Annotated in this window: 9 protein-coding genes, 1 tRNA gene and 1 pseudogene; all 11 read left to right on the forward strand. The window is 64.7% G+C overall.

Features of this window, described 5'->3' with window-relative positions; all coding sequences use genetic code 11:
* Positions 1-185, forward strand: a pseudogene (gene tuf / locus D7Y15_RS25865) (elongation factor Tu); the annotation flags it as partial.
* 94 nt (positions 186-279) lie between these two features.
* Positions 280-444: a 50S ribosomal protein L33 gene (gene rpmG, locus D7Y15_RS25870; RefSeq protein ID WP_002617522.1), complete on the forward strand. Its 165-nt coding sequence runs from the start codon at positions 280-282 to the stop codon at positions 442-444.
* A gap of 23 nt (positions 445-467) precedes the next feature.
* Positions 468-543: transfer RNA gene (locus D7Y15_RS25875), tRNA-Trp, on the forward strand.
* Between the two features lie 88 nt (positions 544-631).
* Positions 632-1,075, forward strand: coding sequence for a preprotein translocase subunit SecE (gene secE, locus D7Y15_RS25880; RefSeq protein ID WP_120577858.1), 444 nt, complete (start codon positions 632-634; stop codon positions 1,073-1,075).
* Entirely contained in the window at positions 1,075-1,623 is a 549-nt protein-coding gene (nusG, locus tag D7Y15_RS25885; protein WP_014397772.1) for a transcription termination/antitermination protein NusG, read from the forward strand. Before secE ends, nusG begins: the two co-directional genes overlap by 1 nt.
* A gap of 108 nt (positions 1,624-1,731) precedes the next feature.
* On the forward strand, positions 1,732-2,178 hold the full coding sequence (gene rplK / locus D7Y15_RS25890; protein WP_120577859.1) for a 50S ribosomal protein L11: 447 nt from the start codon (positions 1,732-1,734) through the stop codon (positions 2,176-2,178).
* Between the two features lie 28 nt (positions 2,179-2,206).
* Positions 2,207-2,920: a 50S ribosomal protein L1 gene (gene rplA, locus D7Y15_RS25895; protein WP_120577860.1), complete on the forward strand. Its 714-nt coding sequence runs from the start codon at positions 2,207-2,209 to the stop codon at positions 2,918-2,920.
* A gap of 396 nt (positions 2,921-3,316) precedes the next feature.
* Entirely contained in the window at positions 3,317-3,838 is a 522-nt protein-coding gene (rplJ, locus tag D7Y15_RS25900; RefSeq protein ID WP_121754242.1) for a 50S ribosomal protein L10, read from the forward strand.
* Between the two features lie 89 nt (positions 3,839-3,927).
* Positions 3,928-4,299: a 50S ribosomal protein L7/L12 gene (gene rplL, locus D7Y15_RS25905; RefSeq protein WP_121754243.1), complete on the forward strand. Its 372-nt coding sequence runs from the start codon at positions 3,928-3,930 to the stop codon at positions 4,297-4,299.
* A 181-nt stretch (positions 4,300-4,480) separates the two neighbouring features.
* Positions 4,481-8,707: a DNA-directed RNA polymerase subunit beta gene (gene rpoB, locus D7Y15_RS25910; protein WP_121754244.1), complete on the forward strand. Its 4,227-nt coding sequence runs from the start codon at positions 4,481-4,483 to the stop codon at positions 8,705-8,707.
* 132 nt (positions 8,708-8,839) lie between these two features.
* Positions 8,840-13,051 carry a DNA-directed RNA polymerase subunit beta' gene (gene rpoC, locus D7Y15_RS25915; protein ID WP_120577864.1) on the forward strand — a complete coding sequence of 1,404 codons (4,212 nt, stop codon included), beginning with the start codon at positions 8,840-8,842 and terminating at the stop codon, positions 13,049-13,051.
* Positions 13,052-13,156: the final 105 nt, after the last annotated feature.

Here is a 13,156-nt window from a genome sequence, read left to right on the forward strand (position 1 = left end):
GCACCACGGACGTGACGGGCACGGTGAAGCTGCCGGACAACGTCGAGATGGTCATGCCGGGCGACAACATCGCCATCGAGGTGGAGCTCATCACCCCGGTCGCGATGGAGAAGGAGCTCCGGTTCGCCGTTCGCGAGGGTGGCCGTACGGTGGGCGCCGGCGTCGTTGCGGAGATCATCGCCTAGTCGGCTTCCCGCCGACCGGCTTTCACGGGCACTGAGTTGCGGAGGGGAGGGCTGCTTTTGTAGCCTTCCCTTCTCGCATCTGGTGAAATGAACCATGCCTAAGGGTAATCGCTCCATCATCTCGCTCGAGTGCACCACGTGCAAAGAGCGGAACTACACGACCACGAAGAACAAGCGGAAGAGCCAGGACAAGCTTGAGCTGAGCAAGTTTTGCCCTCGCTGCCGCAAGCACACGGACCACAAGGAAGGCAAGGTCTAGGTCGTCGGTTTCCATGAAGGTTTAGGCCAGTAGCTCCAACGGTAGAGCAGCGGTCTCCAAATCCGCGTGTTGGGGGTTCGAATCCCTCCTGGCCTGCCAGCTTCAGTACAGGGACCCCCGGTACCGAGCGGTGCCGGGGGTCCCTGCCTTTTCGCAGTCCCGCTTCCGCACTCCCTCGTGAGGCACCATGGCGACGGCATCTGAGGCCAGCCAGCAGGCTAACCGCTCGGGCATCGACCCCAAGCGGCTCGTGGTCATCTTCTATCTCGTCACCGGCATCGTCCTGGCCCTCTTCCTGGAGCACGTCTTCGGGTTGCTCTGGAGCCGGTTCGGCTGGAGCGACGTGGAGCTCTTCGAAGGCCTCGGCTGGCGTGTGTCGACGCTGGTGGGCTACGTGGTCGCCCTCGCCCTGGTGCTGGCGGCCTACTTCCACCCCCGCACGCACACCCTCTCCATCGACGTGGCGTCCGAGTTGATGAAGGTCACCTGGCCTACCTGGTCGGAGACTCGCGCGTCGACCATGGCCGTGGTCGTCGCCTCGCTGGTGGCGGCCGTTCTGCTCTTCTGCATCGACACCGTCGCCTACAACTTGATGGTGGAGTGGCTGCCTGCCCTGTGGGGGAAGCTGTAATGGCGAAGAAATGGTTCACGGTCCAGACCTACTCGAACTACGAGAACCAGGCGAAGAAGAACCTGGAAGAGCAGGTGCGCCTCAAGGGCCTGCAGGACCAGGATCTGATTGGTGAGATCCTCATCCCCATGGAGCAGGTCGTGGAGATGGTGAACGGCGAGAAGAAGACCACCCGCCGCAAGCTGTTTCCGGGCTACATCTTCGTCCAGATGGAGCTCAGCGACACCACCGTCCACCTGGTGAAGAACACCTCCAAGGTGACGGGGTTCCCGGGCGTCGGCCAGAACGAGCAGCCCCGGCCCATGTCGGACCGCGAGGTCGAGCGTCTCACCGCGCAGGTCACCGAGGGCGCCCACAAAGCCAAGCCCAAGGTCCAGTTCGAGACCAGCGATACGGTGCGCGTCATCGACGGTCCGTTCGCCAACTTCAATGGCACCGTGGAAGAGGTCAACCCGGAGAAGGGCCGCGTGCGCGTGCTCGTCAGCATCTTCGGCCGTGCGACCCCCGTGGAGCTCGACTTCATGCAGGTGGAGAAGACCACCGGCTAGTTTCACAAGTCTTCCGCGCCCGGGTAACGGGCGCGGATCAACGGGTGGGAGGGTCGCCCCGTCTGGCGGCCCGTTGGAACCACCCTCTCGAAAGGCAGCAGTCCGCCGATGAAGAAGGTCACAGGTCAGGTCAAGTTGCAGATTCCCGCCGGCAAGGCGAACCCCGCCCCGCCGATTGGTCCCGCGCTCGGTCAGCAGGGCGTGAACATCATGGAGTTCTGCAAGCAGTTCAACGCCAAGACGCAGGCGGAGGCCAAGGAGGGTCTGATCATCCCGGTGATCATCACCGTGTATCAGGACCGCTCCTTCACCTTCATCCTGAAGACCCCTCCCGCCGCCATCCTCATCAAGAAGGCCGCGGGTCTCCACACGGAGAAGAAGAAGGGTTCGGGCGCGAAGAAGCCGGGCAAGGAGAAGGTGGGGCAGATCACTCGCAAGCAGCTCGAGGAGATCGCCAACAAGAAGATCCAGGACACCACCGCCGCGTCCCTCGAAGCCTGCATGAACACCATTGCCGGCACCGCGCGCTCCATGGGCATCGACGTCGTCGGTTAGCCCGCCCTACATCTCAAGGATTCCTGCCATGGCTACCAATGGAAAGAAGTTCCGCGCGTCCAACGAGCTGGTGGACCGCAACAAGCGCTACGCCGTCGCCGAGGGCTTCGCGCTGCTGAAGAAGACGGTGGATACCCGCGCGACCAAGTACGACCAGACGGTCGACGTCGCCATCAACCTGGGCGTGGACCCGAAGCACGCGGACCAGATGGTCCGTGGCGCCGTGGTGCTCCCGCACGGCACCGGCGCCACCGTGCGCGTGGCCGTGTTCGCCAAGGGCGAGCGCGCCACCGAGGCCACCAACGCCGGCGCGGACATCGTCGGCGCCGAGGACCTCCAGAAGCGCATCGAGGAGGGCTTCCTCGACTTCGACACCGTCATCGCGACGCCGGACATGATGGGCATCGTCGGCCGCCTCGGTAAGGTGCTCGGTCCCCGTGGCCTCATGCCGAACCCGAAGGTCGGCACGGTGACCATGGACGTCGCCAAGGCCATCCGCGACTCCAAGGGCGGTAAGGTCGACTTCCGCGCTGAGAAGGCGGGCATCGTCCACGCGAAGATGGGCAAGGCCTCCTTCCCCGCGGACAAGCTCGAGGCGAACTTCAACGCGCTGGTGGACCTGGTGATGAAGCTCAAGCCGGCCACCGCCAAGGGCGTGTACCTGCAGGGCATCGCCATCTCGACGACCATGGGGCCGGGCATCAAGCTCGACACCACGGAAATCCTGGCGCGTCACCGCTAATCGCGGGTGCCAGAACGGGCAGGGAAGGGTGCGCTCCCTGACGGGGAGCGTCAATCCTGTCGCCCGTGAACGTCGGTCCGTTAGAAAGTGCTGGATCTTTGCGAAAGCCGGGGGTATAGGCCCCCGGCTTTTGCAATTGGGGCGCCATGTCGAGAGACGCGGCGTTCCGACCTGGTTCATGACAGCAGGGACCTGGATTGGAGAAGACGCGTCCGTTGGGAACCGGGCAACCGGTCGGGCCGTCCATCCGCTCCTGGTTCAAACGACCGCAAGGTCAGCCCTGCCGAGACTGGAGGTGCGGTGTGGTGCCTCTCGGAGGCTCCTCTCTCGCTCTGCCACTTTGGCCCAGGCATCACGCCCGACCGTCAGGTCGGGCCATGAAGGAGGTGAGTCAAGGTGCTGAAGAGCGAGAAGGAAGAGATGATCAAGGACCTTCACGAGAAGTTTGCGCGGACCAAGACCGCGGTGCTCGTGGAGTCCTCCAAGGTGAACGTCGAGACCGTCACCAAGCTGCGTCGCAAGTTCCGCGAGGGCAAGGTCGAGTACAAGGTCATCAAGAACACGCTGGCGCGCCGTGCCGCTCAGGGTACGACCGTCTCCACGATTTCTGATGACTTCACGGGTCCCGTGGCGCTGTGCATCAGCTACGACGACGAGGTGGCTCCTGCGAAGATCCTGATGGATTTCATCAAGGACATGGAGACCATCAAGGTCCGTAGCGCCGTCGTCGCCGGTAAAAAGGTCGACGCCAACGGCGTGAAGGCACTGGCGAAGCTGCCGGGCCTCAATGAGCTGCGCGGGATGTTGCTCGGCATGCTCAACCAGCCTGCAGGCAAGCTGGTCCGGACCATCGCGGCCCCCGGGTCGCAGCTCGCGCGCGTCATCCAAGCGCACGCGGACAAGGCGCAGGGTCAGTAATCGTCCCGAGAAGTTTTTCTACCGCAACCTCTTCGGCCGAGCCGCCCAAATGGGTCGCCGGCCGTTAGTCAACCAGAAGGAACAGTTCCATGGCCGATTTGAACGCGATTGCTGAAGAACTCTCGAAGCTCACCGTCCTCGAGGCGGGCGAGCTCGTGAAGATGCTGGAGAACAAGTGGGGCGTTTCCGCCGCCGCCGTGGCCGTTGCCTCCGCGGGCCCCGCCGCCGCCACCGCTCCTGTTGAGGAGAAGACGGAGTTCAACGTGGTGCTGGCGAACGCCGGCGCCAACAAGATCAACGTCATCAAGGAGATCCGCGCCATCACCGGCCTGGGCCTGAAGGAGGCCAAGGACCTGGTCGAGGGCGCGCCCAAGACGGTCAAGGAAAGCGTCAACAAGGACGACGCCAAGAAGATCAAGGACCAGCTCGTCGCCGCTGGCGCCACCGTCGAGATCAAGTAGTTCTGTGCAGGGGCTACCCTGTTCTTCCGGGAAATCCCGGGTAGCCGCCTGATCGGATGAGCAGGCCGGCGCTCCCTATGCTGGGGCGCCGGCTTTGCCCATTTGACATTTGCCAAATTTCCCGGCGCCGCCGCGCGTTACTGAAGTTTGCCCCGCCCGAGCAGCCGTCCCCGGAGACCGAATGCCGACGCAGATCCAGAACAATTTCCGCGTGCGGAAGACCTTCGCCAAAATCGCGAAGATCATCGACATTCCCAATCTCATCAACATCCAGAAGCAATCCTACGAGAAGTTCCTCCAGGCCGACATCGCCCCGGAGAAGCGTGAGGATCTTGGCCTTCAGGGTGTCTTCAAGTCCGTCTTCCCGATCCGGGACTTCAACGAGACCTCCTCGCTGGAGTTTGTCAGCTATCACCTGGAGAAGCCGAAGTACGACGTCGATGAGTGCCACCAGCGTGGAATGACCTACTCGGCGCCTATCAAGGTCGTCGTGCGCCTGGTCGTCTGGGACAAGGACGAGGAGACCGGCGCCCAGTCCATCCGCGACGTGAAGGAGCAAGAGGTCTACTTCGGCGAAATCCCGCTGATGACCCAGAACGGTACGTTCATCATCAACGGCACCGAGCGTGTCGTGGTGAGCCAGCTGCACCGCAGCCCGGGTGCGTTCTTCGACCACGACAAGGGCAAGAGCCACTCGTCGGGCAAGCTGCTCTACAACGCCCGCATCATCCCGTACCGCGGCTCGTGGATCGACTTCGAGTTCGACCACAAGGACCTGCTGTACGTGCGCATCGACCGGCGCCGCAAGCTGCCGGCCACCGTGCTCATCCGCGCCCTGGGCGCCGTCGGTGACACGGCGAAGAAGAACCCGCTCGACTTCAAGGGTTCGACCGAGGAGATCCTCAACTACTACTACGCCACCGAGACCATCTACCTGCAGAGCGCCGCGGACTTCGAGAAGTCCGTCGAGCTGGAGCTCCTGCCGGGTCAGCGCGCCACGCGCGACATCAAGACCAAGTCCGGTGAGCTGATCGTCAAGAAGAACCGCAAGTTCACGCGCGCCGCCATCAAGAAGCTTGAGGCGGCGAAGATGACCAAGCTGCCCATCGACGCGGACGAGCTCTTCACCAAGGTGTCCGCCTACGACGTGGTGGACGAGAACACCGGTGAGGTCATCCTCGAGTGCAACGAGGAGGTCTCGCAGGAGAAGGTGGACGAGCTCCTCAAGCGCGAAATCAAGGAGTTCAAGGTCCTCTTCATCGACAACCTCAACGTGGGTCCGTACCTGCGTGAGACGTTGATGCTGGACAAGATCGAGTCGCCCGAGCAGGCGATCATGGAGATCTACCGGCGTCTGCGCCCGGGTGATCCCCCGACGCCGGAGACGGCGACGAACCTGTTCAGCAACCTGTTCTTCAACCCGGAGCGCTACGACCTGTCCAAGGTCGGGCGCCTCAAGCTGAACTTCAAGTTCAGCCTTGAGGAGCCCCTCGACGGTCAGATCCTGACCAAGCGCGACATCCTGGAGGTCATCCGCTACCTGATCGACCTGAAGAACGGCAAGGGGACGATCGACGACATCGACCACCTGGGCAACCGCCGCGTCCGCGCGGTGGGCGAGCTCCTGGAGAACCAGTACCGCATCGGCCTCGTCCGCATGGAGCGCGCGATCAAGGAGCGCATGAGCCTCCAGGAGATCGAGACGCTCATGCCGCACGACCTGATCAACGCCAAGCCGGTGACGGCGGTGATCAAGGAGTTCTTCGGGTCCAGCCAGCTGTCGCAGTTCATGGACCAGACGAACCCGCTCTCGGAAGTCACGCACAAGCGCCGTCTGTCGGCCCTTGGGCCTGGCGGCCTCACGCGTGAGCGCGCGGGCTTCGAAGTCCGCGACGTGCACCCGACGCACTACGGCCGCATCTGCCCCATCGAGACGCCGGAAGGCCCGAACATCGGCCTCATCGCGTCGCTGTCGACCTACGCGCGTGTCAACGAGTTCGGCTTCGTGGAGACGCCGTACCGCAAGGTGGACGCGGGCAGCGTGACGGGGGACGTGGCCTTCTACTCGGCGCTCGAGGAGGAGAAGCACACCATCGCCCAGGCGAACGCGGAGACGGACAAGAAGGGCAAGTTCGTCAACGAGCTGGTGCAGAGCCGCCGCAGCGGCGAGTTCGTCCAGGTCAAGGCCGAGGACGTGGACCTGATGGACGTGTCCCCGAACCAGCTGGTGTCGGTGGCCGCCTCCCTCATCCCGTTCCTGGAGAACGACGACGCGAACCGCGCGCTCATGGGTTCCAACATGCAGCGCCAGGCCGTGCCGCTGCTGCGCACGTCCGCGCCGCTCGTGGGTACGGGCATCGAGGCCATCGTCGCGCGCGACTCGGGCGTGACGTGCGTGGCCCGCCGTGACGGCGTCGTGGAGTCGGTGGACGCCGGCCGCATCGTGGTGAAGGCGGACTCCAACGCGGCCCTGAGCGACGTGTCCAGCGAAGTGGACATCTACAATCTGCTCAAGTACCAGCGCTCCAACCAGAACACGTGCCTCAACCAGAAGCCCATCATCCGCAAGGGTGACCGGGTGAAGAAGGGCGACGTGATCGCGGACGGCCCGGCCACCGAGACCGGTGAGCTGGCGCTGGGACAGAACATCGTCGTCGCGTTCATGCCGTGGCAGGGCTACAACTTCGAAGACTCCATCCTGCTCAGCGAGCGCATCCTCAAGGAGGACGTCTTCACGTCCATCCACATCGAGGAGTTCGAGTGCATCGCGCGCGACACCAAGCTGGGCAAGGAGGAGATCACCCGCGACATCCCGAACGTGGGTGAGGAAGCCCTCAAGGACCTGGACGAGAGCGGCATCATCCGCATCGGCGCCGAGGTGAAGCCCGGCGACGTGCTGGTGGGCAAGATCACTCCGAAGGGCGAGACCCAGCTCTCCCCCGAAGAGAAACTGCTGCGCGCCATCTTCGGTGAGAAGGCCGGCGACGTGCGCGACAGCTCGCTGCGCGTGCCCCCGGGCGTTGTCGGCACCGTCATCAACGCCAAGGTGTTCAGCCGCAAGGGCGTGGAGAAGGACGAGCGCGCCAAGCAGATCGAGTCCATGGAGGAGGCGAAGCTCCTCAAGGACCAGAACGACGAGATCAAGGTCCTCCAGGACTCCGCGTACAGCCGCCTCCGCGGGCTGGTCCGCGGCAAGGAGGTCCAGGGCAAGCTCGTGGACGACAAGGGGAAGATCCTCCTGAAGAAGGGGGACATCCTCAACGACGAGCTGCTGGCCACGGTGCCGTACAAGTACTGGGGCGAGATCTCCGTGGGCGACCCGCTGGACGCGCGCCTGCGCGACATCCTGCGCAGCCTGGAGGAGACGAAGGAGGCCGTGAAGCTGGCCTTCGGCGAGAAGATCGCCCGCATCAAGAAGGGCGACGAGCTCCCCCCGGGCGTCATCAAGATGGTGAAGGTGTACGTCGCCATCAAGCGCAAGCTGGCGGTGGGCGACAAGATGGCCGGCCGCCACGGCAACAAGGGCGTCGTGTCCCGCGTCCTCCCCGAGGAGGACATGCCGTACCTGGAGGATGGCCGTCCGGTGGACATCGTCCTCAACCCGCTCGGCGTTCCCAGCCGCATGAACATCGGGCAGATCCTCGAGGTCCACCTGGGCTGGGCCGCGAAGGGCGTGGGCGAGCAGCTGCAGCGCTACATCGAAGAGAACTTCAGCGGCGAGCAGCTCAAGAAGCAGCTGAAGACCATCTACGACGACAAGGCCTTCGGCGACTTCGTGGACGGCCTGTCCGACCAGGAGGTCCAGGACCTCTGCCGCCGCCTGAAGAAGGGCATCCACGTGGCGACGCCGGTGTTCGACGGCGCTCGCGAGACGGAGCTGCACGCCCTCTTCGACGAGGGCCGGCTGCCGCGCTCCGGTCAGATGGTGCTCTTCGACGGCCGCACGGGTGAGCCGTTCGACCAGAACGTCACCGTGGGCGTGATGTACATGCTCAAGCTGCACCACCTGGTGGACGAGAAGATCCACGCCCGTTCCATCGGGCCCTACTCGCTCGTCACGCAGCAGCCCCTGGGCGGCAAGGCCCAGTTCGGCGGTCAGCGTCTGGGCGAGATGGAAGTCTGGGCGATGGAGGCCTACGGCGCGGCGTACACGCTGCAGGAGTTCCTCACGGTCAAGTCGGACGACGTGGTGGGCCGCACGCGCATGTACGAGGCGATCGTCAAGGGCGACAACGTCCTGGAGTCCGGCCTGCCCGAGTCGTTCAACGTGCTCCTCAAGGAGCTCCAGTCGCTGGCCCTGGACGTGGAGCTGCTGGAGAGCGCGCCCCCGGAGCGGCAGCGCAGCTTCGGCGGTGACTTCCTGGGTGGCGGCGACGGCGAGGACCGGAAGTCCGGGACCGAGGCCTAGGCCTTTTCAAAGTAGCCGGTGCGCCCGCCTGACCGGCTGGCTGCTTCCTCTTGGAGGGAGCGGCTGGCCGGGCGCAGGGCGGGGGCCCGAAACGTTTGGCGCCTTGAGCGCTCATAAGTTTTCGGAGGCAACGTGAAGGACATTTTCAACTTCTTCGAGAAGCCGAAGGACCCGCTGTCGTTCAACGCCATCCGCATCGCGCTGGCGTCGCCCGACAAGATCCGTCAGTGGTCGCACGGCGAGGTGAAGAAGCCGGAGACGATCAACTACCGCACCTTCAAGCCGGAGCGGGACGGCCTGTTCTGCGCCCGCATCTTCGGGCCGGTGAAGGACTACGAGTGCAACTGCGGCAAGTACAAGCGCATGAAGCACCGTGGCGTCGTGTGCGAGAAGTGCGGCGTGGAGGTGATTCAGTCCAAGGTGCGCCGTGAGCGCCTGGGACACATCACGCTGGCCACGCCCGTGGCCCACATCTGGTTCCTCAAGTCGCTGCCCAGCCGCATCGGCAACCTGCTCGACATCACCCTCAAGGAGATGGAGAAGGTGCTGTACTGCGAGAGCTACATGGTCATCGACCCCAAGGCGACGCCGCTCCAGAAGGGCGAGCTGATCTCCGAGGAGAAGATGCACCGGCTCTTCCAGGAGCACGGTGAGGACTCGTTCTCCGCGGGCATGGGCGGCGAGGCCGTCCGCGAGATGCTCAAGTCCCTGGACGTGGAGAAGCTGTCCGAGGAACTGCGCAAGGACATGCGCGAGACCACCAGCGAGGCGAAGCGGAAGAAATACGCCAAGCGCCTGAAGGTGGCGGAAGCGTTCCGTGTCTCCGGCAACAAGCCGGAGTGGATGATGCTGGACGTCATCCCGGTCATCCCGCCCGACCTGCGTCCGCTGGTGCCCCTGGACGGCGGCCGCTTCGCGACCTCCGACCTCAACGACCTGTACCGCCGCGTCATCAACCGGAACAACCGCCTCAAGCGGCTCCAGGAACTGAACGCGCCGGACATCATCATCCGCAACGAGAAGCGGATGCTCCAGGAGGCCGTGGACGCGCTGTTCGACAACGGCCGCCGCGGCAAGACCATCACCGGCCCGAACAAGCGGCCGCTGAAGTCGCTGTCCGACATGCTCAAGGGCAAGCAGGGCCGGTTCCGTCAGAACCTGCTCGGCAAGCGCGTGGACTACTCGGGCCGCTCCGTCATCGTCGTCGGTCCCGAGCTGCGCCTGCACCAGTGCGGCCTGCCGAAGATCATGGCGCTCGAGCTCTTCAAGCCGTTCATCTACAACAAGCTTGAAGAGAAGGGCTACGTCACCACCATCAAGTCGGCGAAGAAGATGGTGGAGAAGGAGCGTCCGGAGGTCTGGGACATCCTCGAGGACGTGATCCGCGAGCACCCGGTGCTCCTCAACCGCGCCCCCACGCTGCACCGCCTGGGCATGCAGGCCTTCGAGCCCGTGCTCATCGAAGGCAAGGCCATCCAGCTGCACCCGCTGGTGTGCGCCGCGTTCAACGCGGACTTCGACGGCGACCAGATGGCCGTGCACGTGCCGCTGTCCATCGAGGCCCAGATGGAAGCGCGCGTGCTGATGATGTCGACGAACAACATCCTCAGCCCCGCGAACGGCAAGCCCATCATCGTCCCGACGCAGGACATGGTGCTCGGCATCTACTACATGACGCGCGCCCGCGAGTTCGCCAACGGCGAAGGCCGCGTGTTCGCGTCGCCGGACGAGGTGCGCGCCGCGTACGACCACGGTGAGGTCCACCTGCAGGCCAAGGTGGTGTGCCGCATCGACGGCAAGCGCAAGGAGACCACGGTCGGCCGCGTGCTGCTGTGGGAAGTCGTTCCGCGCCGCGTGGGCTTCGACGCCATCAACAAGGTGCTCGACAAGAAGTCGCTCGGTAACCTCATCGACCTCTGCTACCGCCTCACGGGCGAGAAGGAGACGGTGCTGCTGGCGGACCGCATCCGCAGCGCGGGCTACTTCCACGCGACCCGCGCCGGTATCTCCATCGCGCTCAAGGACATGATCATCCCTGCGAAGAAGCAGGAGTTCCTGGACTACGCGCGCAAGGAAGTGGCTGAGATCGAGAACCAGTACCTGGAAGGCCTCATCACCGACGGTGAGCGCTACAACAAGGTCATCGATATCTGGGCGGAGATCACCGAGAAGGTCGCCCAGGAGATGATGCAGCAGATCTCCCAGGACGAGGCTTCCGGGGACGTGGACGGCAAGCGCATCACGCGCAAGCAGCCGTCGTTCAACCCCATCTACATCATGGCCGACTCCGGCGCCCGCGGCAGCGCCCAGCAGATCCGCCAGCTGGCGGGTATGCGCGGCCTGATGGCGAAGCCCTCCGGCGAAATCATCGAGACGCCCATCACGGCCAACTTCCGTGAAGGCCTCTCCGTGCTCCAGTACTTCATCTCCACGCACGGCGCCCGTAAGGGTCTGGCGGACACGGCGCTCAAGACGGCCAACTCCGGTTACCTCACCCGCCGTCTCGTGGACGTGGCGCAGGACGCCATCATCAACGAGTACGACTGCGGCACCATGGACGGTCTGTTCATCGGCGCCCTGGTCGAGGGCGGCGAGATCATCGAGCCGCTGGGTGAGCGCATCCTGGGCCGCGTGGCCCTGGACGACATCCTCGACCCGGTGACGGGCGAGGTGCTGGTGCGCGCCAACGAGGAGATCGACGAGGAGCGCGTCCGCCGCATCGAGAACAGCGGTCTGGACAAGGTGAAGATCCGCTCGGTGCTCACGTGCCAGGCCAAGCGCGGCATCTGCGTGGAGTGCTACGGCCGTGACCTGGCGCGTGGCCGCAAGGTGTCCGTGGGCGAGGCCGTGGGCGTCATCGCGGCGCAGTCCATCGGTGAGCCGGGTACGCAGCTCACGATGCGCACCTTCCACATCGGTGGTGCGGCGACCCGTCGCGCGGAGCAGTCCAGCCTTGAGAACCGTTACGCGGGCTCCGTGAAGTTCGCGGGCCTGAACACGGTGCAGAAGGCGGACGGCACGCTGGTGGCCATGAACCGCAACGGCGAGATCGTCGTCGTCGACGAGTCGGGCCGCGAGCGCGAGCGCTACCAGATCATCTACGGCGCCCGCATCCTGGTGAAGGAAGGCCAGAAGCTGGAGCCGGGCGTGCTGGTGGCCGAGTGGGACCCGTTCGCCATCCCGCTGCTCACGGAAGTGGGCGGTGTCGTGCGCTACGAGGACATCATCGAAGGCGTGACGATGTCCGAGACGCTCGACGAGGTGACGGGCCTGTCGCGCAAGACGGTCATCGAGTCCAAGGACCCGGAGGCGCGTCCGCGCGTCACCATCCGCGACGCGGCCGGCAACGTGAAGGACCTGCCGTCCTCCAAGAACCAGGCGAGCTACTTCCTGCCTCAGGGCGCGATCATCACGGTCAACGACCAGGATGAGATCTCCGCGGGCGAGGTCATCGCCAAGGTGCCGCGTGAGACCACGAAGACCAAGGACATCACGGGCGGTCTGCCCCGCGTGGCCGAGCTCTTCGAGGCGCGCAAGCCCAAGGATGCGGCGGCGATCGCGGAGATCGACGGCGTGGTGTCCTTCGGCAAGGACACCAAGGGCAAGCGCAAGCTCATCATCACCCCCGAGGTGGGCGGCGAGCAGCGCGCGGACCTGGCCAAGGAGTACCTGATCTCCAAGGGCAAGAGCATCAACGTCCACTCCGGCGACCGCGTGAAGGCCGGCGAGGCGATGATGGACGGCGCGGCCAACCCGCACGACATCCTCAAGGTGCTGGGCGAGAAGGAACTCGCGCGCTACCTGGTGGACGAAGTGCAGGAGGTCTACCGACTGCAGGGCGTGAAGATCAACGACAAGCACATCGAGACGATCGTCCGGCAGATGCTGCGCCGGGTGCGCGTCACGGACGTGGGCGACACCAACTTCCTGGTCGACGAGCAGGTCGAGAAGTGGGTGTTCGAGGAGGAGAACGAGAAGGTCATGTCCGAAGGGAAGCGCCCGGCCGTGGGCGAGCCCCTGCTGCTCGGCATCACCAAGGCGTCGCTCTCCACCGAGTCGTTCATCTCCTCGGCGTCGTTCCAGGAGACCACGAAGGTGCTCACCGAGGCCGCCATCAACGGCAAGGTGGACTACCTGCGCGGCCTCAAGGAGAACGTCATCATGGGCCGGCTCATCCCCGCCGGCACGGGCCTGCCGAACTACAAGCACCTCGACATCGAGGTGGAGAGCCCCACGGACGAGGTCAACGAGATGGAGGCCGCCCTGGCCGCCACCCACGGCGACACCGGCCCGCTGGCTCCTCCGCCGTCGCGGCCGGACACCCGGTCCACTGACGTCGCCTAGTGCTTCCGTAAGAAGCGTCCCTGACGCTTCGTGAGTCAGCCGCCGTCCTGGTGTCATACCGGGGCGGCGGCTTTCTCGTTTTGCACACTCCACTGCCTGTTCGCT

The sequence above is a fragment of the Corallococcus sp. AB030 genome (assembly GCF_003668965.1).
Lineage (GTDB): Bacteria > Myxococcota > Myxococcia > Myxococcales > Myxococcaceae > Corallococcus > Corallococcus exiguus.